The following is a 24476-nucleotide window of genomic DNA, read 5'->3' on the forward strand; positions in this document are numbered from 1 at the left end:
CTAGCTCAGCAGGGGGTCGGCGGCGGTCCGGGGTTCACCCAGAGGGGCCGGCGGGGGCAGAACCGGCTCGGTGGGCGGGGCGTCGGCCGGGCCGTCGCCGGTCGTGTCCTCGTGCTCCTCGCGGGCCAGGAAGGCCACCCCGGTGAGCACCATGACCAGGCCGACCAGCTCCAGGGTGAGCAGGGCCGGGTCGGAGCTGGGGGCCTCGTCGAACACCACGATGCCGAAGGTGACCGCGACCACCGGGTTGATCACGTTGAGCACCGGCAGCGAGTGCGACAGCGGGGCCCGGTTGTAGGCGTACTGGTTGCTCAGGAAGGCCGCCGCCCCCAGACCCGCCAGCGCGTAGATCGGCCAGGTGGTGAGCGCGTCCCAGACCCCGTCGGACGAGGTGACCACCTTGATCATCGAGGCGATCATGCCGAACAGCAGGCCGCCGGCGATGCCCATCAGCAGCCCGGCCCGCTGCACCTCCACCCGGGTGGCCAGCCACCAGGTGAGCGCCGCGACCGTGCCGGCCACCGCGACGAACCACAGCGCCGAGCTCGCCGTGAAGTGCCCCGAGCTCTCGCTGCTGTGCGCCCCGACCAGGAACACCGCGATGCCCGCAGCCACCAGCACGACCCACGACATCATCCGCGGCTCGGGCCAGCGGCGGTCCAGCACCGCGCGGAACACGAAGGCGAACACCAGCCCGGTGACCACGATCGGCTGGACCACGGCCAGCGACCCCAGGGCCAGGGCGACCGAGTGCAGCACCAGCCCGGTCAGGCTGGCGACGATCCCGGCCAGCCACGTCGGCTGGCCGGCCAGGTGCCGCAGCAGCTGGAGGAGCCCGGAGAGACCGCCCGGCCCCTGCGGCGCCCGGGATGCGCTGTGGTGCATCAGGGCGGTCGACAACCCGAACGCCACGGCGTCCAGGAAGGCGACCCCGATGGCCAGCGTGTTCACCGTTCGATCACGTGCTTCTCACTGCTCTCTCACTACTGGCCGCCGACCGGGGCCGGGGCACCGAGGCCGGACGGCCGGGCGTCGGGCCGGTCACCACGGGCGGGCCGCCGTCGGTCCGGCCCAGTTCTCTCAGTCTGCGGTAGTGGCTGATCGTGGCCGACGTCAGGGTCGGGTACTCGACCAGCGGCAGACCCGAGTCCCGCACCACCTTGGCCACCACGGTGGTGTGCAGCTCGGGCAGCTGGTGCCGCGGGGCCACCGGCTTGAGGTGGTGCGCCAGGTGGTGGGTCATGCCCCCGGTGAGCCAGCGCATCGGCAGGCTGCGGGTGCTGAACGAGGCGGTGGTGGCCACCAGGTGCCGCGACCAGTCGCGCGGGGCGGGCTGCTCGCTGGGCGCGTACAGACCCTCGTTGATGTGGCCGACCACCAGCACGATCGCGGCCTGCACCGCGCTCAGGCTCATCGCCACCAGGAAGTACAGGGTGAACCGGCCCAGGCCCAGCAGGACCGCGTAGGGGCTGACCACCAACGCCCAGAAGGACTTCTCGAAGAGCCACTGCCCCAGCCGCACCCGGAACGGTGGCACCTCGACGCCCGGGACGTTGCCCTTACGGACGTAGGTGAGCTGGCTGTGCAGCTCGCCCACCCAGACCAGCGCGTAGAGGAACCAGGCGTAGAGGTGCTGGTAGCGGTGGTGGGGCCGGCGCTCGACGCCCGGGTGCATCCGGATCGTGGTGTTCCGGGTGGCCTCGTCGAGCGGGTACACCTGCGAGGAGCGGTGGTGCACGCGGTGCTTCAGCGTCCAGTGCTGCACGAAGAAGCCCAGCGGGATCGCGGTCTGCACGGCCCAGACGTTCGGCCAGGTCCGGCGGGAGAACCGGCGGTGGCCGGCGTCGTGCAGGATGGTCAGGGTGCCGGTGGCGAAGGTCAGGCTCAGCGGCAGGGCGGCCAGCAGGAGCCAGGGCCAGCCCGGGTCCAGCACGGCCACGGTGAGCATCTGGGCGTGGATCAGCAGCCCGATCGCCGCCCAGTCCCGCCACGGTTCGCCTCGGTGCCGCTCGCTGCGCCGGGCGGTGAGCCGCCGGGTGACCCCCCGCAGGCGGTCGTCTCCCCCGGCCTCGCCCGGCCCCGGTTTCCCGCGGCCCGGGCGCAGCTCGAATCGCCACGTGTTGCTGGTCATGATCGCCTCACCGCCGGTCCGGCCTTCCGTCGTCGCTGCTCGCGAGTCCCCGGAGTTCCCCCACCCGGACCGCACGAACGCTGGGCTGACGCTGCCAGCCCGACACCATGGATCGGCCTCCGGTCAGGCTGACCTAACCCTAACCGGCCCCGATCGGGCCCCGGACTGCTTCGGATCGCCGGAACAGTACCAATTCCCGGAGCCCGGACCGCTCAGGGCCGCGCCCGGAGATGTCCTCGAGAATGCCGCTACGGGCGTAATGTTCACGCTCCCGGACGCTGCTCTTCATCCCGGCTTCACGTCGGTCCGCGGGCCCGGCCGGGCGGTCTTGCTGGTCCAGTCCAGGGTGAGTTCGACGGCGTGGGTCCAGTTCCGGTACTCCGACTCGCGGCGCCGCGGGTCCATCGCCGGCGACCACTGCGCGGCCAGGTGCCAGTTGCGCCTCAGCCCCTCCAGGTCCGACCAGTAGCCGACAGCCAGCCCGGCGGCGTAACCGGCTCCGAGCGAGACGGTCTCGGCCACCATCGGGCGCACCACCGGCACGTCGAGGACGTCGGCGACGAACTGCATGAGCAGGTTGTCCGAGGTCATCCCACCGTCCACCTTCAGCGCCTGCAGCCGCAGCGAGGAGTCGGCGTTCATCGCGTCCAGCACCTCGCGAGTCTGCCAGCCGGTCGACTCCAGCACCGCCCGGGCCAGGTGCCCGCGGGTGATGTAACTGGTCAGGCCCGCGATCACGCCCCGGGCCTCGGGCCGCCAGTGCGGGGCGAACAGACCGTAGAACGCCGGCACGATGTAGCAGCCCCCGTTGTCGTCCACCGTGCGGGCCAGGGTCTCGATCTCGGCCGCGCTGGAGATCAGCCCGAGGCCGTCGCGGAACCACTGCACCAGCGAACCGGTGATCGCGATCGAGCCCTCCAGCGCGTAGTGCGCCGGCTCCCCGGCCACCTGGTAGGCCACCGTGGTGAGCAGCCCGTGGGTGGAGGCGACCAGTTCGGTACCGGTGTTCAGCAGCAGGAAACTGCCGGTGCCGTAGGTGCACTTTCCCTCGCCCGCACCGAAACAGGTCTGCCCGAACAGGGCCGCCTGCTGGTCGCCCAGCGCAGCCGCGATCGGTACTCCCTCCAGGGCGCCGTGCCCGGTGCCGTACGTCTCCAGCGAGCCGCGGATCTCCGGCAGGACCGCCTCGGGGATGCCGAAGAACTCCAGCAACTCCGGATCCCACTGCAGCGAGCGGATGTTCATCAGCAGGGTGCGGCTGGCGTTGGTCACGTCGGTGACGTGGACACCGGAGGTGAGGTTCCAGATCAGCCAGGACTCCATCGTCCCGAAGAGCACCTCGCCGCGTTCGGCCCGCTCCCGCAGCCCGGGCGTCTGGTCGAGGATCCAGCGCATCTTCGGGGCGCTGAAGTACGAGGCCAGCGGCAGGCCGGTGAGCGCGGGGATCCGCTCGGCGCCGGGCCGGTGCACCATCTCGTCGACCATGGCGTCGGTGCGGGTGTCCTGCCAGACGATCGCCCGGCGCACCGGCCGGCCGCTCTCGCGCTCCCAGACCACGATCGTCTCGCGCTGATTGGCGATCCCGACCGCGGCGATGTCGTGGGCGCTGGCCCCCACGTCGGCCAGCACCCGCTTCACCACCTTCTCCACGTTGCGCCAGATCTCCAGCGGATCGTGTTCCAGCCAGCCCGGTTTCGGGAAGTACTGGTGGTGCTCGAGCTGGTGCACGGCGACCAGCTGGCCGCCGTGGTCGAACAGGATCGCCCGGGTGCTGGTCGTGCCCTGGTCGATCGCCATCACGAAACGTGGCTTCACGCCTGTGTCCTCGGGGTTGTGAGTTCGCGCCCGACGGCCCGGGAACATTCCTGGACCAGGGCGAGCAGCCGGGGGCGGGGCGCCCCCGCGGAGTCGCAGAGCCGGTCCAGAGCACCGTGGATGCCGATCGCGCCGACCACCAGCCCGCCCACCCCGGTCAGCGGGGCCGCCAGGCCGGCCGTGTCCATCGCGTACTCACCGGCCGACACCGCCCAGCCCTGGCGCCGGATCTGCGTCAGCTCGGCCGCCAGCCGGGCCCGGGTGGCGATGGTGCGGCTGGTGTACGGGGTCAGGGCGTCGTCGGTCAGGGTCTGGGCGGCGGTCGGGTGGAAGGCCAGCAGCACCTTGCCCAGCGCGGTGGCGTGCCCGGGCAGCAGCGCCCCGACGTCGGCCTTCTGGCTGGAGTGGTCCGGGCGGAAGACGTAGTGGACCACCCGCGCGTCGGCCCCCTCGGGCACCACCACCCGCACCGCCTCACCGCTGCGCGCGGCCAGCGGGTCGGCCCAGTTCATGCTGCGGGCCCGCAGCTCGTTCGGGTCGACCGGGCGGCCGCCCAGCGCGAACAGGCCGTCGCCGATCAGGTAGCGGCCGGTGATCCGGTCCTGCTCGACGAAGCCCACGTCGCCCAGGGTGCGCAGGATGCCGTGCGCCGTGCCGCGGGAGAGCTGAACGGCTGAACTGATCTCACTCAGGCGCAGCGGAGCCGGCGCCGCGGCGAGCAGCTTCAGGATCGCGGCGGCACGCTCGATGGACTGGATCGAGCCCGGCATCCGGCCAACGTAGACCGGTCAACACATGTTCGACAATGTCGACGGGCGAGCGTTGTTGCCGTGGCCTGGGTCTTCATAGCTTCGAGGGACCCGGAAACATCAGGGCAACATTCATCGGACAAGGGTGACGCCATGCCAAAGACGGCACGCGCAGCCGGTCGCACGACCGCAGCGGACAAGAATCCGCCCAACCTTCCCTCCCCGGCCCCCAGGGTCCCCGGTCTCACCGGTGAACTGGCCGCCGAGTTCTTCGGAACCTTCATCCTGATCCTCTTCGGGGTCGGCGTGGTCGCCCAGGTGGTCGCCGGCGGGATCGGTGACCACGACAGCATCACCTGGGCCTGGGGCTTCGGCGTCATGCTGGGCATCTTCGCCGCCGGCAAGATCAGCGGCGCCCACCTGAACCCCGCGGTCACCATCGCCCTGGCCGCCTACCAGGGCTTCTCCTGGGCCAAGGTCGCGCCCTACATCGCGGCCCAGACCGTCGGTGCCTTCCTGGCCGCGCTGATCGTGCGCTGGAACTACACCGACGTGATTGCCGCCGTGGACCCCGGCCACACCATTGCCACCCAGGGCATCTTCTCGACCCTTCCGGGCAACGGGACCCTGCCGGTCGGCCAGGGCGGCGCCCTGCGCGACCAGATCATCGGTACCGCGATCCTGGTCTTCCTGGTCTTCGCGATCACCGACTCCCGCAACTCCCCGCCGCTGGCCAACCTCACCCCGCTGTTCGTCGGCCTGCTGGTGGTCGCGATCGGGATGGCCTGGGGCACGCTCGACGGCTACGCGATCAACCCGGCCCGCGACTTCGGCCCGCGTCTGGCCTCGTTCTTCACCGGTTACGGCACCGCGATGCGAGATCAGAACGGAGACCTGTTCTTCTGGGTCCCGATCGTCGGCCCGATCATCGGCGGTCTCGTCGGCGGCGCCCTGTACAAGTACGGCCTGCAGATCTTCCTGCCCAAGGCCGACGAAACCACCCCTGCCCAGGCAAAGGAGCTGTAAGTCATGGCAGACCTCATCGGTGCGATCGACCAGGGCACCACGTCGACCCGGTTCATGCTCTTCGACCACGCGGGCAACGAGCGCGGCAAGAGCCAGCTCGAGCACGAGCAGATCCTGCCCCAGGCCGGCTGGGTGGAGCACAGCCCGGTGGAGATCTGGGAGCGCACCCGGTCGGTGATGACCAACACGCTCAACGGCCTGGGCCTGCAGCCTTCGGACCTGGCCGCGCTGGGTATCACCAACCAGCGTGAGACCACGGTGGTCTGGAACAAGAAGACCGGCCGCCCGTACTACAACGCGATCGTCTGGCAGGACACCCGCACCGACCGGATCGCCTCGGCCCTGGACCGTGAGGGCAAGGGCGACGTGATCCGGCAGAAGGCGGGCATCCCGCCGGCCACCTACTTCTCGGCCGGCAAGATCCAGTGGATCCTGGAGAACGTCCCGGGCGCCCGTGAGGACGCCGAGAAGGGCGACGCGATCTTCGGCAACACCGACAGCTGGCTGGTCTGGAACCTGACCGGCGGGGTGAACGGCGGCAAGCACGTCACCGACGTGACCAACGCCAGCCGCACCATGCTGATGAACCTCGAGACGCTGGACTGGGACGACGAACTGCTGTCGTTCTTCAACATCCCCCGGCAGATGCTCCCGGAGATCAAGCCGTCGTCCGAGCCGTCCTGGTACGGCGAGGTGGTCAGCCCCAGCGGCTTCCACGGCATCCCGATCTCCGGCATCCTCGGCGACCAGCAGGCCGCCATGGTGGGCCAGGTGTGCTTCGCCGCGGGCGAGGCCAAGAACACCTACGGCACCGGCAACTTCCTGCTGCTGAACACCGGCAACGAGCTCGTCCGCTCGAAGAACGGCCTGCTCACCACGGTCTGCTACAAGTTCGGCGACGAGGCCCCGGTCTACGCGCTGGAGGGCTCGATCGCGGTCACCGGCTCGGCCGTGCAGTGGCTGCGCGACCAGCTCGGCATCATCTCGGGCGCCTCCGAGATCGAGACCCTGGCCCGCAGCGTCAAGGACTCCGGCGGCATGTACTTCGTGCCGGCCTTCTCCGGCCTGTTCGCTCCCTACTGGCGCAGTGACGCCCGCGGGGCCATCGTCGGTATGTCGCGGTACAACACCAACGCGCACCTGGCCCGGGCCACGCTGGAGTCGATCTGCTACCAGAGCAAGGACGTGTCGGACGCGATGGAGGCGGACTCGGGTGTGAAGCTCGAGGTGCTCAAGGTGGACGGCGGGGTGACCGCTAACGAGCTGTGCATGCAGCTCCAGGCGGACATCCTGGACGTGCCCGTGAGCCGCCCGGTGGTCGCCGAGACCACGGCGCTCGGGGCGGCCTACGCGGCCGGCCTGGCCGTCGGGTTCTGGCAGAACACCGACGAGCTGCGGCAGAACTGGAACGAGTCGAAGCGCTGGAGCCCGGAGTGGTCCGAGGAGCAGCGCACCAGCGGTTACGCGGGCTGGAAGAAGGCCGTGGACCGGACGACAGGATGGGTGGAAGTGGAATGAGCACCGCGCAGGAACCGTTCAGCCCGGCCGGACGCGAAGCCGCACTGGCCAGGCTGGCGGAGGAGGAACTCGACGTCCTGGTGATCGGGGGTGGGGTGGTCGGCGCCGGTGCGGCGCTGGACGCCGTCACCCGCGGTCTGAGCACCGGTCTGGTCGAGATGCGGGACTACGCGGCGGGCACCTCCAGCCGGTCGACCAAACTGTTCCACGGTGGTCTGCGCTACCTGGAGCAGCTCAACTTCGCGCTGGTGTTCGAGGCGCTGAAGGAACGGTCGCTGAACCTGGAGACCCTCGCCCCGCACCTCGTCCACCCGGTGGAGTTCATCTACCCGCTGACCAAGCCGTTCGACCACGCCTACGTGTCCCTGGGCATGGGTGTGTACGACGTCATGGGCTCGGGCCGGGGCGTGCCGCACCACATGCGGTACATGCGCCGGGCCAAGGCGGCCGAGTCGTTCCCCTCCGGCAAGCGTGCGGAGATCACCGGGGCGATCTCGTTCTACGAGGGCCAGGTGGACGACGCTCGGCACACCATGATGATCGCCCGTACGGCGGCCTCCTACGGTGCGGCGATCGCCAACAGCACCCGGGTGGAACGGTTCCTGCGTGAGGACGACCGCGTGATCGGCGTGGTCGCCCGGGATCTGGAGTCCGGCAAGGAGTTCGAGATCCGCGCCCAGCACGTGATCAACGCGGCCGGGGTGTGGACCGACGAGATCCAGGAGATGGTCGGCGGCCGCGGGTCGTTCCGGGTGCGCGCCTCCAAGGGCGTGCACCTGGTGGTCCCGCGCAACCGGATCAACAGCCGTACCGGCATCATCCACCGGACCGAGAAGAGCCTGCTCTTCATCATCCCGCGGGGCAGCCACTGGGTGATCGGCACGACCGACACGGACTGGAACCTGGACAAGGCCCACCCGGCCGCCAGCCAGACCGACATCGACTACCTCCTCGACCACGCCAACGCGCTGCTGGCCGACCCACTCACCCGGGAGGACGTCGTCGGCGTCTACGCCGGGCTCCGGCCGCTGCTGGCCGGGGAGGACGAGTCGACCAGCACGCTCTCCCGGGAGCACGCGGTGGCCAGCCCGGTCCGCGGTCTGACCGTGATCGCCGGCGGGAAGTACACCACCTACCGGGTGATGGCCAAGGACGCGGTCGACAACGCGGTGCACGGCCTGGAGCGCAAGGTTGCCGGGTCGATCACCGAGAAGGTGCCGCTGATCGGGGCCGACGGCTACTTCGCGGCCTGGAACAACCGGGCCCAGATCGCGAAGCGGGCCGGGCTGCGGGTGCATGTGCTCGAGCACCTGCTCAACCGCTACGGCAGCCTCTACACCCAGCTGCTCGACCTGATCCAGGAACGGCCGGAACTGGCCGAGCCGCTGGCCGGCGGGCCGGAGTACCTGAAGGCCGAGATCGTCTACGCGGCCTCGCACGAGGGCGCCCAGCACCTGGACGACATCCTGGCCCGGCGCACCCGGCTCTCGATCGAGGTGCCGGACCGTGGGCACCAGGCCGCCTCCGAGGTCGCCGAACTGGTGGCCCCGGTGCTGGGCTGGGGTCCGGAGCAGGTCGCCCGCGAGGTGGAGCACTACCAGAAGCGGGTGGCGGCCGAGATCGAGTCGCAGAAGCAGCCCGACGACCAGACCGCCGACGCCGCCCGGCTCGGTGCTCCGGACGTGCGGGTCGGTATCCCGAAGGACTGAGCCGATCAGGCACAGACCTGATCAGCAGCAGTTCTGCACCAGACTTCGCGGTCGGCCCGGAGAACCCCCGGGCCGGCCGCGATCTCCAAGCCCGTTGTGTTCTGGGTCATGTTCACCGGAAACGGCCGCGTCCGAGGGCTTTCGAACCTATCTTCGGCGATCATGAAGAACATCCGCCGGGCCACCGCCGGTCTGGTCACTGCGGCCGTGGTCACCTCGCTGGTCGTGCTGGCCCCCGCCTCCCCGGCCGGTGCGGCCGACGCCCCCTGCTCGATCACCCCGAACTCGGTCACGGTCTACGACCGGCCGAAGACGGTGAAGCTCGACGTGAAGTCCGACTTCCCCTACTGGGCCGCCGACGTCACCCGTGACCTGCGTTTCGACGCCGACGACGAGAACCCCCGGGCGACGATCTCACCCCAGGCGCTGTACCCGCAGAACGCCGGGAAGCGCACCGCGACGATCGCCCTGCTGGACGAGACCGGTGACTCCACCGTCTGCGAGCCCGCGTTCAGCCTGATGCAGGGCTCGGCGGTCACCGTCGCGGTGAAGAAGACCGGCACCAAGCGTCAGGTCTCGGGCACGCTCAGGCAGATCGTCTTCGGCGCGGTCGAGCCGTGGCAGCCCGCCGTGGGCCAGAAGGTCGCCGTGCAGTACAAGGCCAAGAGCGGCAAGTGGGTCACCACCGCCACGGTGAAGACCACGGCCGGCGGCAAGTTCAAGGTCACGAAGAAGCTGGGCAAGCGGACGTGGCGGGTCACCTACGCCGGTACCGCCACCGTTGCCCCCCGCACCTCCAAGTCGATCACTCGCTGACCCGGTGGGGTACGGGCCCTCCCGCACCCCACCACCAAACCGCTCACCGACGTCCTCTGTTCGGTCGAGACCCGAACCACCGCCGGAGCGGTACCCGGGCGCCTACTCTCGGAGGATGATCTCGCTGCGCAAGCCCGCGGCCGGCATCGTGGCCGCAGCCGTCCTCGTCCCGCTGACCCTGATCGGGTCGGCCGGGACCGCCTCTGCCCAGACCACCACCTGCGACCTGCGCCCCCGCGGCACCATCGTCGGGGCCAAGACCAAGACGGTCGACTTCAACGTCCCCTCCGCCACCGAGTTCACCTACGAGCTGCCCGAACTGGGCCTGTACGTCTACGACACCGAGGTGGACGGCGACGGCAGCTTCGCCGAGATCGGCCCCGAGCTGTACAAGAACTCCGACGCCGGGGCCCACCAGGGCGAGGTGCAGCGGGTGCGCCGCAGCGACGGCGAGCAGGACACCTGCACCGCCACCTGGAGGATCAAGCGGGCCACCCGGCTGCAGGACGTGAAGGTCAGCAGGATCGAGCACGGCCGCAAGCTCACCGGCCGGCTGGAACGCGTGGTCTGGGGCAAGAAACCGGACGACCGCTGGACCAGCTACTCGAAGGGGTCGGTCAGCATCTACTTCGAGAACGCCCGGGGCAAGTGGCAGAACGCCGGTTCCGCCGAGCTCACCAAGGGCGGCCGGTTCACGTTCACCAAGCAGATCGGGGAACGCCGGTGGCGCCTGTACTTCCAGGGTGACAACCTCTCCGGCTCCTCGCCCGAGATCGAGGTCAAGGGCTGATCCGGTAGCCAAGGTCACGATTGCCTGAATTGCACCCCGGCGGAGCGGAATCCGCGTAGGTTTCCGGCCATGACTTCGCTTCGCCGGGCTGCTGTTGCCCTGGCCTCCGCCGTAACCCTCACGTCGCTGGCCCTTCTCGCCCCCGCCACGTCCGCCTCCGCCGCGCCCGTGGCCCCCGGCATCTCCTCTTCGCAGTGCCCGCTCCAGCCCACCCTGGTCACCCTCGCCGACAAGCCGGAGAACGTGAAGTTCGACGTGAAGTCGGCGTACCCGTACTGGTCGATGCGCTTCACCACCGACGACCTGGGCGTGCAGGGGCCCTACCTGCTGCCCGACAAGAGCGACCTGACCTTCAAGCTCAGCCCGGCCAAGCTCTACAACAGCACCGCCGGCCTGGTGCCGGTCAAGCTCGACCTGTACGAGGAGGACCTCGACCTGGTCGGCACCTGCAACACCTCATTCCGGCTGCTGCGGGCCTCCAAGACCACGGTGGCGGTGAAGAAGGTGAAGAACGGGCGGCAGATCTCCGGCACGGTGCGCCGGGTGTCGTTCGGGCAGCCGGCCGACCGGACCTGGATCAAGGTCAAGGGCCAGGGCGTCTCGATCGAGGTCAAGAAGAAGGGCCAGTGGGTCTCCGTCGACTGGGTGAAGACCGCCGCCGACGGCACCTTCAGCAGCAAGGTGAAGGCGAGCAAGAAGAAGAGCCAGTGGCGGGCCGTTTTCGGCGGCATGGGCAGCACCACCACCAGCACCTCGAAGACCGTCACCAAGTGACGGATTGACCCGCCTGCGGGTGCTCTGGTCGGCTGGTGCTCGATCCAGCCGACCGGACCACCTGCGGGAGTGACGATGCCGTCGTCCGAGCAAGAACTCCAGCCCTGGCTGCACGACCTGGTCACCACCCTGTGCGCCCCGACCACCGTGCTCGCCGAGCCCTCCGGGCAGATCCGCGGCACCGGGGCCCAGGGGGTGCTGCACAGCGACGTGAGAGTGCTCCGGCGCGCGCTGTTGCGGGTGAACGGCGAAGAGCCCGAACCGGTCGGCGGAGGTGCGGTCTCGGCCGGGATCGCCCGGTTCGTCTCGGTACCCCGGGCCCTGGCCTCGGGGGCCGTGCGCATCGACCGCACCCGCACGGTGACCGCGGGCGAGGTCTCGGAGCGCATCGTGCTGACTTCGGTCTCGTCCCAACCGGTCTCGCTACGGGTCGAACTGGAGCTGGGCACCGACCTGGCCCGGGTCGAGACCTTCCGGGCCGGCCGGGCCACCGAGGACGCCCCGGCATCCGGCGGGCACCCGGTCCGATGGGGGGACGGGGGTGCCCGGGTCATGGTCTCGGCCCCCGGAGCGCAGCGGGTCGACTCGACCGACCCGCCCCACCTGCAGTTGTGCTGGTCGGTGGAGCTGCCGCCACGCGGCACGAAGAGCCTGGGCTGGAACCTGACCGCGAGCACCGAGGCCACCCCGGTGATCGCCCCCGGGCTCACCTCCGTGCTCGGGCACAGCCCCACCGTTCAGGCCGACGACCACCGGATAGCGGCCCTGCTCAGTACCTCGTGGTCCGACCTACGCGCTCTGCGGATGGCTCCGGCCGACGATCCCTCGGCGGTTTTCCTGGCCGCCGGATCACCCTGGTACTTCACTCTTTTCGGCCGGGACAGCATCTGGGCCGCCCGCTTCCTGCTGCCCTTCGGCACCGACCTGGCCGAGGGCACCCTCCGGGCCCTGGCGGCCCGGCAGGGCACTGAGGTGAACCCCGCCACGGCCGAGGAACCCGGTAAGATCCCGCACGAGATCCGTTCCGGCACAACCCGGATCGGCAGCATGACCCTCCCGCCGCTGTACTACGGCACGGTCGACGCGACGCCGCTGTGGATCTGCCTGCTGCACGACGCCTGGCGCTGGGGGCTGGCCGAGGAGTCCGTGCAGGCCCTGCTGCCGGCTCTGGAGGCGACCCTGGGCTGGATGCAGAACCACGGCGACCCCGACGGCGACGGCTTCCTCGAATACCTCGACCGCTCCGGGCACGGCCTGGCCAACCAGGGCTGGAAGGACTCCCCCGACTCGGTCCGCTTCGCCGACGGCACGATCGCCGAGGGCCCGGTGGCGCTGTGCGAGGTGCAGGGTTACGCCTACGAGGCGGCCGTGCACGGGGCCGCCCTGCTCGAGCACTTCGGCCGGCCCGACGCCCTGTTCTGGCGGGACTGGGCGCAGGGCCTCGCCGAGCGGTTCCGCGCCCGGTTCTGGGTCACCCGGGACGACGGGATGCACTTCCCGGCGCTCGCCCGGGACGGCGCCCAGCGCCCGGTCGACTCGCTGACCAGCAACATCGGCCATCTGCTGGGCACCGGCCTGCTCACCGCGGCCGAGTCCGAGCACGTCGCCGCCCTGCTGGCCCGGCCCGAACTGTCCAGCGGTCACGGCCTGCGCACGATGGCCACCTCCGACGGCGGCTACGACCCGCTCAGCTACCACTGCGGTTCGGTCTGGGCCCACGACACCGCGATCGCGATCCACGGGCTGACCCGTGCCGGTCTCGGCACCGCCACGTTCGGCCTGGTCGAAGGGCTGCTCGCGGCCGGGGCGGGCTTCGGCTACCGGCTGCCCGAGCTGTACGGCGGCGACCCGGCCGGTTACACCGCCGGCCCCCTGCCCTACCCCACCGCCTGCCGCCCGCAGGCCTGGTCGGCGGCCGCGATCGGCCCGATCGTGCAGGCCCTGGCCGGTCTCTCGGCCGAGAACGGCACGCTGGAGTGCCTGCCGCCCGAGGGGTCACCGTTCGGGGCGCTGGAGGTCAGCGGCCTGAGGTTCGGCCGGGAAGAGCTGACGGTGAGCGTGGAGCGGGACGGGCACGGAAGGCTCCATCCCCCGGCCGAGGGGCTCAGGGGCAGTTCTCCGACAGCTTGACCGCCTCCAGGCGCACCAGCTTGGTCTTCAGCACCTGCTTGCCCGCGACCGGCGACTGGCGGCAGACCTTCCAGCCGGAGTCGAGCAGCTGGAAGCGGTCCTGGTCGGTGGCGTCCACCTGGTCGAGCAGGTAGCTGCCGCGGGCCTGCAGGTCGTCCTGCGCCTGCTGCAGATTGCGGCCGACGAGGTCGGGCATGGTGAAGCGGGGCTCGGTGACGCCCTTCTTCACGTCGGACGCCACCTCCTTGAACCGGTCGGCGGCCTTCCGGGCCTCGTCGCGGCGCTCCTCCTCGGCCGTGCGTGGGTCGTTCTCGCGGTCTTCGGCGCGCTCCCGCTCGATCTCCTCGCGGCTCTGGGTGGAGGCCGGGGCCGCCTCGGCGGGCGGGTTCTCGCCCGCGTCGATCGAGCCCACCTGGGCACCGCCGCCTCCGCAGGCGGCCAGCGAGAGCGCCAGCAACCCGGCCCCGACGGCCGCGAGCGTGCTCCGAACAGCCCTCATGCCGCGTCCCCCTTTCGGCTCTGATGTGACCGTACGTCATGCACTCGGGCGGGGGCACGGTGTGCGTGGACCACCACCGGCGAACCCGCACGATCGGGTCGATCTTCTGCCTTCCACGGTAACCCGGACGACACCTCAAGCTTTTGGAGCAGCGAGCCGAATCGTCGAGCACTGGTGGTGAAGGACGGCCGAGAAGGAGCACCCCCCGATGTCCCCCATGCCGCACCTGGCTCGCAAGAGCAAGAGCGATCCGCACACCGAACTGGACCGGGCTGCCCACGAGTTCGCCGACCAACTGGGCACCGAGCGCCTGCAGGCCGAGATCGTGCGCCGGCTGGAGGAGCACTGCCAGGCCCACGAGCCGCACGACGGGTTCCACGCGGTGCACGTGGTGGACTCGACCGGCGGCCTGCCCGACGTGGCCGAGGTGCAGCTGGCCGTGCTGCACCCGCGGCACCTGCACGACCCGGCCGAGGTGCACGGTTCGCTGGCCGACCCGGTGCCCACCTCACCCGCGGCCGAGCACACCCTGAGGCTGACCGCCGCGCACGGCCGCCGGCCCCGCACCCATCGCAACGCCGTGGTCGTCCTGGCTCCGGACGCACACCACTACCCCATGCTGGAGTCGTCCGTCCGGGAGTACCTGGCCTGGTCCCACGTGGCTGCGATGGCCCATCCGCTGGGGCTGCCCAGCGGCTCGGCCGAGCAGGCCCGGGCCTGGATGAGCGCGGCCGACGACAACGTCCGGGCGCAGCTGCTGGAGACCTACTTCTGGGTGCTGGTCCCGGTGCAGGCCGACGAGGAGGCGCCGGTGGGCGTGCGGGTGCTGACCGCCGAGGGCGCCACCAGCAGCCTGGCCGAGCGGGCCGGGCTGACCCTGCGCGCCGAGGGTGAACTGGTCACCGCCCGCGACGACCACGCGATCCGGCGCGACCTGGACGGCCCGCTGACCACCAGCTGGCGCGCCGGGCACATCAGCCTGGGCGAGCTCTGGGAGCTCTACACATCGCTGACCTACCTGCCCCGGCTGAGCGACCGCTCGGTGCTGGAGGCCGCCCTGGCCTCCGCGATCGGTGACGAGCTGGACTGGCAGTACCAGGTTTCGCCCTGGCCGACGGGTACGACCAGCGCAAGTCCTCCTACCTGGGCCTGCGTCTGCCGGGCGACGACCAGCCGCCCGAGCGGGTGAAGGACAGCACCCTGGTGGTGCGCCCCGACCGGGCGGTCGAGCAGCGCCACAGCGACCTGGCCGAGGAGAACCTGAGCCGGCTGAAGACGATCGACCACCTCGACCACGAGGACCCGATCCCGCCGCTGCCCCGGCTCTCGCCGGACGGCCAGCTGACCCCGGCCGCCATCCTGCAGGCCGGTCAGGGCCGCGACGACCAGGGCCGGCCGACCGGCGACCGGGAGCGCTCGGCGAACTGACCTTCTCCTGCCCGCAGAAAAGCTGGCCCAGCCGCCGTCCGGGCACCAGGGTGGCGACATGAGGATCCTGGTGCTGGGCGGAACCGAGTTCGTCGGACGGGCGCTGGTCGACGCGGCCGTGCAGCGCGGTCACGAGGTGACCACGCTGAACCGGGGCCGCAACGCCGATGTGGACGCGAAAGTGGTCTCGCTGCGCGGTGACCGGACCACGCCCGAGGGGCTGCAGGCCCTCCAGGGGCGCACCTGGGACGTGGTCCTGGACACCTGGAGCTGGGACTCCTACGCAGTCAATGACAGTGCCCGCGCTCTGCGGGACCAGGTCGGGCGCTACGTCTTCGTGTCCACCCGCTCGGTGTACCGCTACCCGAGCCCGGCCGGCGCCGACGAGAGCGCGCCGCTGCTGGACGGCGATCCGGAGGCCGGGCGGGACGGCACACCCGTGCCCTACGGCGAGGCCAAGCGCGGTGCCGAGATCGCCGTGGAGCAGGCCTTCGGCGATCGTCACCTGCACGTGCGCGCCGGTCTGATCCTCGGCCCGCACGAGGACATCGGCCGGCTGCCCTGGTGGCTGGGACGGCTGGCCCGGGGCGGCGACGTCCTGGCGCCCGGCCCCGAGAACCTGCCGCTGCAGTACGTGGACGCCCGTGACCTCGCCGAATGGACGATCGACGCGGCCGAGCAGGGCCTTTCCGGGCCGTACGACATGGTCAGCCGTTCCGGCCACACCACCATGGGCGAGTTCCTGCGCACCTGTGCCACGGTCACCGGATCCGATGCCCGATTGCGCTGGGCCGACCCGGAGGCGGTGGTGGCGGCGGGGATCGAACCGTGGACGCAACTGCCGGTCTGGATCCCGCCCGGTCCCGACCACGCCGGCCTGCACCTGAGCGACACGTCGAAGGTGCTCGCCGCCGGCCTGCGCTGCCGCCCGCCGGCCGAGACGGTCGAGGACACGTGGAGCTGGCTGCAGTCGATCGGTGGGCAGGCCCCCCAGCGTCCCGACCGGCCCGTGGTGGGGCTCGACCCGCAGCGCGAGGCGGCCTTCCTGAAGGCCCTGTGACCAGCACCGACGGTGATCCGACGCTGACCGGCAGTCGGCGCAATCGGTTCGAAATGTGCAGGTCATGCATGTGATCTAGCCTCGAGTGGCGGTGATCATCCGCGTCCGGCGATCAGTGCGAGGTACCACCAGTCGTGAGCGGTTCCGGCGAACTCACCAGCCTCGGCGTGGAAGAAGAGTTCCACGTCGTCGACCTGCTCTCCCGCGAGCTCGTGGCCCAGGCCCCGAAGCTGCTCGAGCACCTGCCCGCCGACACGTACTCCGACGAGCTGATGCGCAGCGTGGTCGAGAGCAACACCCCGGTCTGCGACACCCTCGCCGACCTGCGGCAGGCTCTGGTGAACACCCGCCGGGCGCTGGTCGAGGTGGCCACCCCGATGGGTCTGGGCGTGGTCGCCGCGGGCACCGTCCCGCTGGTCGACCCGCTGCAGCTGTCGGTGACCCCGAGCAAGCGATACGAGCACATGCTCGACGAGTACCAGGCCCTGGTGCGCGAGCAGCTGATCTGCGGCGCCCAGGTGCACGTGCAGGTCTCCGACCGCGACCTGGCCGTGCAGATCGCCCAGCGGGTCACGCCGCGTCTGCCGGCGCTGCTCGCCCTCTCGGCGTCCTCCCCGTTCTGGATGGGTGAGGACTCGGGCTACGCCAGCAACCGCTCGCTGCTGTGGTCGCGCTGGCCCACGGCCGGCCTCAGCGGTGAGGTCAGCTCCGCCGCCGAGCACGACCAGCTGATCGCCGACCTGGTCGCCTCCGGCACGATCAGCGACGCCGGGATGATCTACTTCGACGTCCGCCCCTCCTCGCACCTGCCCACCCTCGAGCTGCGCCTCACCGACGCCTGCCCCGACCTCGACACCGTGGTGCTGCTGGCCGGGCTGTTCCGGGCGATGGTGCGCCAGGAGCACGCGGCGATCACCGCGGGCGAGCCGGCCCGCCGCTGGCCCGCCCCGCTGCTGCGCGCCGCGCTCTGGCGGGCCGCCCGCTCCGGGCTCGAGGGCGACCTGCTCGACCTGCCGCGTTCCTCCCGGCCGGTCCCGGCCGCCGAGGCCGTGCACAACCTGCTGGACGACCTGCGCCCGCAGCTCGAGGCGGCCGGAGACTGGACCGAGGTCGGCGAGCTGGCCGAGAGGGCGCTGGTGCGGGGCAGTTCCGCGGCCGAGCAGCGCGCGGTCTACGAACGCCGTGAGCGCTTCGCCGACGTGGTCGACATGCTGGTCAGCCGCACCGACCCGGACCGCCCGGCGCCCACCGTGCCGGGCGAGCCCGGGCACCCGGCCGCGCTGCCGCTCTACCAGAAGTCCGGCGACGAGGCCCTGGCCGCCGACGGCCCGACCCCGCCCTACGCCGAGATGATGCGTGTGCTCGAGGATCTCGGCCCGGGCGGGATGCGTCAGCGCGAGCGCCGGCGCGACGAGGAACAGCGCTCGCACGGCGTCACCTTCGGGGTGCCGGGCCGGGCCAGCGCCCGCCTGTTCCCGGTCGACCTGCTGCCGCGGGTGGTGCAGGCCGACGAGTGGAGCAGGCTCAGCCTCGGTCTGCGCCAGCGCGCAGCCGCCCTCGATGCGTTCCTGCACGACGTCTACGGTGAGCGCACGATCGTCAAGGAGGGCGTGGTGCCGGCCTGGGTGGTCGACTCGGCCCCCGGTCTGCGCGGCACCGGTGCCCTGGTGCACCGGCAGAAGGTGCGCGCCCACATCAGCGGCATGGACCTGGTGAAGGACTCGGTCACCGGCGACTGGCTGATCCTGGAGGACAACCTGCGGGTGCCCTCGGGCCTGGGCTACTCGGTGCAGAACCGGCGCCTGACCGACGCCGTCATGGGCGACCTGCCCCGGCCCCAGGGCCTGCTCGATCCCGAGGCGGTGCCCGGCCTGCTGCTGCAGACGCTGCAGAACGCGGCCCTGCCCAGCGCCCCCGACAACCCGCAGGTGGTGCTGCTCAGCGAGGGCCCCGAGGGCTCGGCCTGGTTCGAGCACCGGATGCTGGCCAACGAGATGGGCGTACCGGTCGCCGAGATCGGCGACCTGCTGGTCGAGAACGACACGGTGTACCTGCTGCGCGAGGGCGGCCGGGTCCGGGTCGACGTGCTCTATCTACGGGTCGACGAGGAGGCGCTGCTGCACGCCTCCGGTGCCGACGGACGTCCATTGGGCCCCTCTCTGCTCTCCGCGGTGGGGGCGGCCCGGGTGGCCCTGTGCAACACGCCGGGCAACGGGGTGGGCGACGACAAGGCGATCTACGCGTTCGTGCCCCAGATGGTCGAGTACTACCTGGGCGAGAAGCCGCTGCTGAAGAGCGTTCCCACCTATCTGTGCGGGCTCCCCGACCAGGCCGCGCAGGTGCTCGACCGGCTCGGGGAACTGGTGCTCAAGCCGGTCGACGGCTACGGCGGCGAGGGCGTGATGATCGGCCCGATGGCCTCCGAGCAGGAGCTGCAGGCCCACCGCAAGCAGCTGACGGCCGCCCCGCACCGCTGGATCGCCCAGGACGTGGTGTCGTTGTCGACCATGCCCTGCCTCACCGACGACCGGCTCACCGCCCACCACGTCGACCTGCGGGCCTTCGTGCTGAACCCGGGAACCGGCGAGCTGCAGGTCGCGCCGACCGCCCTGACCCGGGTGGCCCCGGCCGACAGCATGGTCGTGAACAGTTCCCGCGGAGGCGGTTCCAAGGACACCTGGCTGCTGACGTAGCTCTCGGGTTGCGCGCCCCCCACAAGCACGTGTCAACTCGGTAGGGCGTTGTGGCTCGGTGTTGGCAAGTCTGGGAGGTTCGTGCATGTGCGGCTTGGGTGGCGAGTTCCGGCTGGACGGAGGAAGGCCCGACGCCGAGGCGGTGGCGCGGATGTCACCCTGCCTGGAGCGCCGGGGGCCGGACTCGAAGGGCACCTGGTCGCACGGGCCGGTCGCGTTCCTGCACCACCGGCTGCGGATCATCGACCTCTCACCGGCCGGCTCCCAGCCGATGGTCGACGAGGAGCTGCGTCTGGCCCTGGTGTTCAACGGCTGCATCTACAACCACCACGAGCTGCGCCGCGAACTCGAGGGCCACGGCTACCGTTTCCGGTCCACGTCCGACACCGAGGTGGTCCTCAAGGCCTACCACCGCTGGGGCACCGCCTGTGTGGAGCGCTTCCTCGGGATGTTCGCGTTCGTCGTGCACGAGCTCGACTCCGGGCGCCTGGTGATGGCCCGGGACCGGCTCGGGATCAAGCCGCTCTACCTGAGCGAGACCCCGCAGCGGATCCGCTTCGCCTCCAGCCTGCCCGCCCTGACCGCGGCCGGCGACGTGGACACCAGCATCGACCGGGTGGCCCTGCACCACTACCTGTCCTGGCACTCGGTGGTCCCGGCCCCGCGCACCGTCCTCAACGGCGTCCGCAAACTGCCACCGGCCACGGTCCGGGTGATCGAACCCGACGGTTCCGGCACCGAGACCGTCTACTGGAACCCCCCGGCGACCCGGTCGTCCGTGATCCGCCCCGAGGAGTGGCGCGAGCGCACCCTGGCCGCCCTCGACCTGGCCGTGCAGCGGCGGATGGTGGCCGACGTGCCGGTCGGCGTGCTGCTGTCCGGCGGCCTCGACTCCAGCCTGGTGGTCGCGCTGCTGGCCCGGGCCGGGCAGTCCGGCCTGGCCACCTTCAGCATCGGCTTCGACGCGGTGGGCGGCGAGAGCGGCGACGAGTTCGAGTACTCCGACCTGGTGGCCAAGGAGTTCGACACCGACCACCACAAGATCCCGATCCCGCCCGAGCGGCTGGCCAGCGGGGTGGACGGCGCGATCGCGGCGATGAGCGAGCCGATGGTCAGCCACGACTGCGTGGCGTTCTACCTGCTCTCCGAAGAGGTCTCGAAGAAGATCACGGTGGTCCAGTCGGGCCAGGGCGCGGACGAGGTGTTCGCCGGCTACGACTGGTACCCGCCGCTGCGCGACGTGCCCCGCGAGGACGCGGTCGCCGCCTACTCGAAGGTCTTCTTCGACCGGCCCGACGCGACCGTGGCCCAGCTGCTGAACCCGGACTGGTACGTGCCCGGCGATCCCAGCACGGCCTTCGTCCGCGAGCACTTCGCCGCCCCGGGCGCGCAGACCACGCTGGACGCGGCGTTGCGCATCGACAGCCGGGTCATGCTCGTCGACGACCCGGTCAAGCGGGTCGACAACATGACGATGGCCTGGGGGCTGGAGGCGCGGGTGCCTTTCCTCGATCATGAGCTGGTGGAACTCGCGGCCCAGTGCCCACCCGAACTGAAGCTGGCCCACGGCGGCAAGGGGGTGCTGAAGGAGGCGGCCCGCGGGGTGGTGCCGGACGCGGTGATCGACCGGACGAAGGGCTACTTCCCGGTGCCCGGCGTGCGGCATCTGGAGGGCAGCATCCTCGACCGGGTGCGCGACGCGCTGACCTCGTCCGCGGCCCGTGACCGGGGGCTGTTCCGCGACGACGTGGTCACCACGCTGCTGGCCGACCCGAACACCGCCCGCACCACGATCGGCGCCAACGTGCTGTGGCAGATCGGTCTGCTCGAGCTGTGGCTCCAGCGGACCGGTCTGTGAGCGTTCAGGGGCCCGGCGCGGAGGTCGAGACCCAGGGCATGGGTGTCGAGGACCAGTCCGCCGAGGCCGTACCGGAAGACGTCTACGGCAGCTGGTCGCCCACCCCTGATCCGGACGGTTCACGGGTCGCCTTCATCTCCGACCGGGGCGGTGCCCCCGCGATCTGGATCAAGGGCCCCGGCCCGCAGCCCACCGCCTCCGGCATCTCGCTGGCCCGGGTCACCTCGATCGGCTGGTCGCCCGACGGCGAGTGGCTGGCCTGCCTGGTGGCCGGGTCGGGCAGTTCGAGGGACGAGGTGTGGGTGGCCCGGCCGGACGGCTCGGGTCTGCGCCTGGTCGCCGGTGGCCCCGGCTCGACCGCCTGGCTGGGAGCCGGATCCCGGCAGGGATGGACGGCCGACGGACGGCTGATGGTCACCGAGACGGTCGGGGCGGTGGCTTCCGCGGTGCTCGTCTCCCCCGCGGACGGTTCGCGCTCGGTGATCACTTCGGGGCCACTGATCTCGATTTTGGACGTCTCTGGTGGGCGAGCGCTGATCCGGCGGGGTCCGCGTAGCTACCGCACTCTGGCGGTGTGCGCGCTGGACGGCTCGGACGAGCAGCCAGTCAGTACGTCGGTCACCGGGGAGCGGGGCGGATTCGCCGACCTGGGCGGCCTTTCCCCCGACGGCCGGTTCGTCTACGCCCGTTCCGAGGCCGACCACGACCTGGCCACGCTGGTCCGGGTCTCGCTGTCCGACGCCTCGGTCGAGCTGCTCGCCCAGCGCAAAGACGCTGAGCTGCAGAGCTTCACGCTGTCCACCGACGGGAGCACGGCCGTACTCCTGTGGAACGAGTACGGCGGCACCAACGCGGTCAGCCTGCTCGACCTGCAGTCTCTGGAGCAGGAGGAAGTCGGCCCGCTGCCCCGCGACGTGGTGGACAACTGCCTGCTGTTCGCCGGGGGCAAGTCACTGATCCTCACCGCGGAAGACTGGTCCGACCCTCGGGGCGCCTGGACCATCGACCTGGCTTCCGGCACCACTCTGCCCCTGACCAGCCGGGCCGACGGTGAGCTGCGCGGTTCGCGGGGGGCCAGTTACGCCACCGTGGACACCGCCGACCTGACTCGTCCCGTGCTGCGCCGCTTCCCCGGTCTGGACGGCCGGGAGATCAGCGGCTGGCTGTACCGGCCGGACTCCCCGGCCCCCTGGCCGACGATGATCCACCTGCACGGCGGCCCGGAGGCGCAGGAGCGCCCGGTGTACAACTCGCTGTTCCAGTCGCTGGTGGCCGCCGGGGTCGCGGTGTTCGCCCCCAACGTCCGGGGCTCCTCGGGTTTCGGGCGTTCGTACGAGACGGCCGACGACGTCGAACTGCGGCTCGGATCGGTCCAGGACGTCTACGCGGCGGCGGAACATCTCATCGGCTGCGGCATTTCGACACCCGGGCGGGTGGGCCTGATGGGCCGCTCGTACGGCGGCTACCTGACCCTGGCCGGGCTGACCTGGTACCCGGAGATGTTCGCAGTGGGCATCGACGTCTGCGGCATGGCCGATCTGGAGACGTTCTACCAGCACACCGAGCCCTGGATCGCGGCCGCCGCGGTGTCCAAGTACGGCGACCCGGCGAAGCACGCCGACCTGCTGCGCGACTTCTCCCCGATCCACCGCATCGACCGGCTGCGCGCCCCCTTGCTGGTGGTGCACGGCGCCGACGACACCAACGTGCCGGTGGAGGAGGCCGAGCAGGTGGTGACCGCCCTGGCCGAACGCGAGCGACCGCACCGCTACCTGCTCTTCCCCGGTGAGGGGCACGAACTGCTCGACACCGCGAACCGCGTGACCTTCGTGCGGGCCGCCGTGGAATGGGCCTGCGACCACCTCGGGGTAGAGCGCTCCGAGGCCTGAAAGTGATGTGAGAAGGACGCGTGCAGCGTGAGTGCCGGACGGCTCCGGCCCCACGACAGGCTCACCCATCTGGGCTAGCCTGAACGCGAAGGGGAGTAACTCCACCTGCTCTCGCCAGTGCGGAGTCAGGTGAGGATGGTCGACATCACGGCGCCCCGCAGACCGCGGGGAGCACGGTCATCCACCGCCGGCCCTTAGGCAGCTCGAAGGGCGCGGCGGCGAGCCAGACCTTCGGCCACAAGTCCGTTTTCTGGCCGGGTCACTCACCCTCAGCACCGCCCCCGGTGACCGGCCGAAGCCGACCGAGGGAGCCGTCCGTCGTGATCACGACCACCGAAGCTGCTGCCCCACCCACGAGAAGTCCACGCCTGCTCATGCTCAGGTCGATCGGCCTGTGCACGCTCCTGGCCCTGCCCGCGATCATCACCCGGCTCTCCGGCGCCCACCCGGAACCGGTGCTCTCGATGATCCTCTACGGCATGGCCGTGTTCGCCGCCTCGTTCCTGCTCGCCTGGGCCGCCGAGGCCGCCCAGGTGGACATCTCCGGCGGTCTGGCGATCGCCATCCTGGCCCTGATCGCCGTGCTGCCGGAGTACGCGGTCGACCTCTACTACGCCTACACCGCCGGCAGTAATCCCGAGTACGTGCAGTACGCCGCCGCGAACATGACCGGCTCGAACCGGCTCCTGCTGGGGCTCGGCTGGCCGGTCGTGGTGCTGGTGGGGCTGTGGGGCCTGCGCCGGCTGCGTGGGCGCACCACCCACGTGCTGCCCCTGAACCGGGGCAACCGGCTGGAACTGGGGTTCCTGCTGTTCGCCGGCATCTTCGCCTTCGTGATGCCGCTGACCGGCGAGATCCACCTGTGGATGGGCGTGATCCTGTTCGCCTGGTTCGCCTACTACGCCTACCGGCTGAGCCGGGGCGCGGTCGAGGAACCGCATCTGCAGGGCACTTCCGCGGCCATCGGCGGTCTGCCCCGGCGACAGCGCCGGCTCACCCTGTTCGGCCTGTTCCTCTTCGCCGCGTTCATCGTGATGATCGCCGCCGAGCCGTTCGCGCACAGCCTGGTCGACGCCGGGGCCGACCTCGGGATCGACGAGTTCCTGCTGGTGCAGTGGGTCGCCCCGCTGGCCTCGGAGGCGCCGGAGTTCATCATCGCGATCATGTTCGCCTGGCGGGGCAACGCCGGGGCGGCCCTGGCCACGCTGATCTCCTCGAAGGTCAACCAGTGGACGCTCCTGGTCGGGTCGCTGCCGATCGCCTACCTGGCCGGTGGCGGCGAGACGGCTCTGCAGCTCGACCACCGGCAGACCGAGGAGATGCTGCTGACCGCGGCCCAGACGATGATGGGGATCGCCCTCATCCTGGGGCTGCGGTTCCACCACTGGTCCGCCTGGATCCTGTTGCTGCTGTTCATGGTTCAGTTCCCGGTGACCGGGACCGACGGCCGGCTGATCCTGTCCGCCGTCTACGGGGCGATCGCGCTGGCGGCGTTCGCCTGGCACTGGCGGCACATCTGGCCGACGCTCAAGGCCCCCTTCGCCAAGCTGGAGGAGGCGGAGCCCGACTCCTCCAGGTGAGGGCGTTCTCC

General features: G+C 71.0%; 19 protein-coding genes. 14 read left to right on the plus strand and 5 right to left on the minus strand.

The annotated features are described in order from the left end of the window. The 4 genes from QSK18_RS03835 to QSK18_RS03850 form a co-directional block, all read right to left on the minus strand. Window positions 1-951 (minus strand): DMT family transporter, encoded by a 951-nt coding sequence (locus QSK18_RS03835; RefSeq protein WP_285616573.1) that lies wholly within the window; start codon window positions 949-951, stop codon window positions 1-3. Between the two features lie 7 nt (window positions 952-958). Continuing rightward, window positions 959-2131: a fatty acid desaturase family protein gene (locus tag QSK18_RS03840; protein ID WP_232808515.1), complete on the minus strand. Its 1173-nt coding sequence runs from the start codon at window positions 2129-2131 to the stop codon at window positions 959-961. Window positions 2132-2416: 285 nt separating this feature from the next. After that, the gene (gene glpK / locus QSK18_RS03845) at window positions 2417-3946 is read right to left on the minus strand and encodes a glycerol kinase GlpK (protein WP_232808516.1); all 1530 of its coding nucleotides are present in this window, start codon (window positions 3944-3946) and stop codon (window positions 2417-2419) included. Beyond that, window positions 3943-4716, minus strand: coding sequence for an IclR family transcriptional regulator (locus QSK18_RS03850; RefSeq protein WP_232808517.1), 774 nt, complete (start codon window positions 4714-4716; stop codon window positions 3943-3945). The genes glpK (QSK18_RS03845) and QSK18_RS03850 overlap by 4 nt, the downstream gene beginning before the upstream one ends. 132 nt (window positions 4717-4848) lie before the next feature. On the opposite strand from QSK18_RS03850, the gene QSK18_RS03855 reads away from it, so the two are divergent. The 7 genes from QSK18_RS03855 (at window position 4849) to QSK18_RS03885 (ending at window position 13458) form a co-directional block, all read left to right on the plus strand. Beyond that, complete coding sequence (locus tag QSK18_RS03855; RefSeq protein WP_232808518.1) at window positions 4849-5721, plus strand: MIP/aquaporin family protein; 873 nt, start codon at window positions 4849-4851, stop codon at window positions 5719-5721. A 3-nt stretch (window positions 5722-5724) separates the two neighbouring features. Beyond that, window positions 5725-7239, plus strand: coding sequence for a glycerol kinase GlpK (gene glpK, locus QSK18_RS03860; RefSeq protein WP_232808519.1), 1515 nt, complete (start codon window positions 5725-5727; stop codon window positions 7237-7239). Next, on the plus strand, window positions 7236-8948 hold the full coding sequence (locus QSK18_RS03865; protein ID WP_232808520.1) for a glycerol-3-phosphate dehydrogenase/oxidase: 1713 nt from the start codon (window positions 7236-7238) through the stop codon (window positions 8946-8948). The genes glpK (QSK18_RS03860) and QSK18_RS03865 overlap by 4 nt, the downstream gene beginning before the upstream one ends. A gap of 162 nt (window positions 8949-9110) precedes the next feature. Continuing rightward, window positions 9111-9764, plus strand: coding sequence for a hypothetical protein (locus QSK18_RS03870; protein ID WP_232808521.1), 654 nt, complete (start codon window positions 9111-9113; stop codon window positions 9762-9764). A gap of 115 nt (window positions 9765-9879) precedes the next feature. Further along, window positions 9880-10554 carry a hypothetical protein gene (locus QSK18_RS03875; protein ID WP_232808522.1) on the plus strand — a complete coding sequence of 225 codons (675 nt, stop codon included), beginning with the start codon at window positions 9880-9882 and terminating at the stop codon, window positions 10552-10554. A 69-nt stretch (window positions 10555-10623) separates the two neighbouring features. Then, window positions 10624-11328, plus strand: coding sequence for a hypothetical protein (locus tag QSK18_RS03880; protein WP_232808523.1), 705 nt, complete (start codon window positions 10624-10626; stop codon window positions 11326-11328). 75 nt (window positions 11329-11403) lie between these two features. Further along, window positions 11404-13458, plus strand: a complete 2055-nt coding sequence (locus QSK18_RS03885) for an amylo-alpha-1,6-glucosidase (protein ID WP_285616574.1) — start codon at window positions 11404-11406, stop codon at window positions 13456-13458. Here QSK18_RS03885 and QSK18_RS03890 read toward each other — a convergent pair. Further along, on the minus strand, window positions 13433-13957 hold the full coding sequence (locus tag QSK18_RS03890; RefSeq protein ID WP_285616575.1) for a PASTA domain-containing protein: 525 nt from the start codon (window positions 13955-13957) through the stop codon (window positions 13433-13435). The two genes, QSK18_RS03885 and QSK18_RS03890, sit on opposite strands and share 26 nt — an antisense overlap. A 208-nt stretch (window positions 13958-14165) precedes the next feature. Here QSK18_RS03890 and QSK18_RS03895 point away from each other — a divergent pair, with 208 nt between their 5' ends. The 7 genes from QSK18_RS03895 (at window position 14166) to QSK18_RS03925 (ending at window position 24465) form a co-directional block, all read left to right on the plus strand. Continuing rightward, complete coding sequence (locus tag QSK18_RS03895) at window positions 14166-15146, plus strand: hypothetical protein (RefSeq protein WP_285616576.1); 981 nt, start codon at window positions 14166-14168, stop codon at window positions 15144-15146. Then, a complete protein-coding gene (locus tag QSK18_RS03900) occupies window positions 15143-15385 on the plus strand; it encodes a hypothetical protein (protein ID WP_285616577.1) in 243 nt (80 codons plus the stop codon). The genes QSK18_RS03895 and QSK18_RS03900 overlap by 4 nt, the downstream gene beginning before the upstream one ends. Window positions 15386-15443: 58 nt before the next feature. Then, window positions 15444-16445, plus strand: a complete 1002-nt coding sequence (locus QSK18_RS03905; protein ID WP_285616578.1) for an NAD-dependent epimerase/dehydratase family protein — start codon at window positions 15444-15446, stop codon at window positions 16443-16445. A gap of 134 nt (window positions 16446-16579) precedes the next feature. Beyond that, on the plus strand, window positions 16580-19138 hold the full coding sequence (locus tag QSK18_RS03910) for a carboxylate--amine ligase/circularly permuted type 2 ATP-grasp protein (RefSeq protein ID WP_232808528.1): 2559 nt from the start codon (window positions 16580-16582) through the stop codon (window positions 19136-19138). A gap of 85 nt (window positions 19139-19223) precedes the next feature. Continuing rightward, window positions 19224-20996, plus strand: a complete 1773-nt coding sequence (locus tag QSK18_RS03915; RefSeq protein ID WP_232808529.1) for an N-acetylglutaminylglutamine amidotransferase — start codon at window positions 19224-19226, stop codon at window positions 20994-20996. Continuing rightward, window positions 20993-22885 carry a S9 family peptidase gene (locus QSK18_RS03920; RefSeq protein WP_285616579.1) on the plus strand — a complete coding sequence of 631 codons (1893 nt, stop codon included), beginning with the start codon at window positions 20993-20995 and terminating at the stop codon, window positions 22883-22885. Before QSK18_RS03915 ends, QSK18_RS03920 begins: the two co-directional genes overlap by 4 nt. Before the next feature lie 323 nt (window positions 22886-23208). Then, window positions 23209-24465 carry a calcium:cation antiporter family protein gene (locus QSK18_RS03925; RefSeq protein ID WP_502894171.1) on the plus strand — a complete coding sequence of 419 codons (1257 nt, stop codon included), beginning with the start codon at window positions 23209-23211 and terminating at the stop codon, window positions 24463-24465. The last annotated feature ends 11 nt before the right edge of the window (window positions 24466-24476 follow it).

Origin of the sequence: Kineosporia sp. NBRC 101677 (assembly GCF_030269265.1) — a bacterium.
GTDB classification, from domain to species: domain Bacteria; phylum Actinomycetota; class Actinomycetes; order Actinomycetales; family Kineosporiaceae; genus Kineosporia; species Kineosporia rhizophila.

Excerpts from the sequence above, each read along its gene's own strand:
- QSK18_RS03840 (WP_232808515.1), bottom strand. The coding sequence starts at position 2,131 with ATGACCAGCAACACGTGGCGATTCGAGCTGCGCCCGGGCCGCGGGAAA.
- QSK18_RS03850 (WP_232808517.1), bottom strand. The coding sequence starts at position 4,716 with ATGCCGGGCTCGATCCAGTCCATCGAGCGTGCCGCCGCGATCCTGAAG.
- QSK18_RS03855 (WP_232808518.1), top strand. The coding sequence starts at position 4,849 with ATGCCAAAGACGGCACGCGCAGCCGGTCGCACGACCGCAGCGGACAAG.
- glpK (WP_232808519.1), top strand. The coding sequence starts at position 5,725 with ATGGCAGACCTCATCGGTGCGATCGACCAGGGCACCACGTCGACCCGG.
- QSK18_RS03865 (WP_232808520.1), top strand. The coding sequence starts at position 7,236 with ATGAGCACCGCGCAGGAACCGTTCAGCCCGGCCGGACGCGAAGCCGCA.
- QSK18_RS03870 (WP_232808521.1), top strand. The coding sequence starts at position 9,111 with ATGAAGAACATCCGCCGGGCCACCGCCGGTCTGGTCACTGCGGCCGTG.
- QSK18_RS03875 (WP_232808522.1), top strand. The coding sequence starts at position 9,880 with ATGATCTCGCTGCGCAAGCCCGCGGCCGGCATCGTGGCCGCAGCCGTC.
- QSK18_RS03880 (WP_232808523.1), top strand. The coding sequence starts at position 10,624 with ATGACTTCGCTTCGCCGGGCTGCTGTTGCCCTGGCCTCCGCCGTAACC.
- QSK18_RS03885 (WP_285616574.1), top strand. The coding sequence starts at position 11,404 with ATGCCGTCGTCCGAGCAAGAACTCCAGCCCTGGCTGCACGACCTGGTC.
- QSK18_RS03890 (WP_285616575.1), bottom strand. The coding sequence starts at position 13,957 with ATGAGGGCTGTTCGGAGCACGCTCGCGGCCGTCGGGGCCGGGTTGCTG.
- QSK18_RS03895 (WP_285616576.1), top strand. The coding sequence starts at position 14,166 with ATGTCCCCCATGCCGCACCTGGCTCGCAAGAGCAAGAGCGATCCGCAC.
- QSK18_RS03905 (WP_285616578.1), top strand. The coding sequence starts at position 15,444 with ATGAGGATCCTGGTGCTGGGCGGAACCGAGTTCGTCGGACGGGCGCTG.
- QSK18_RS03915 (WP_232808529.1), top strand. The coding sequence starts at position 19,224 with ATGTGCGGCTTGGGTGGCGAGTTCCGGCTGGACGGAGGAAGGCCCGAC.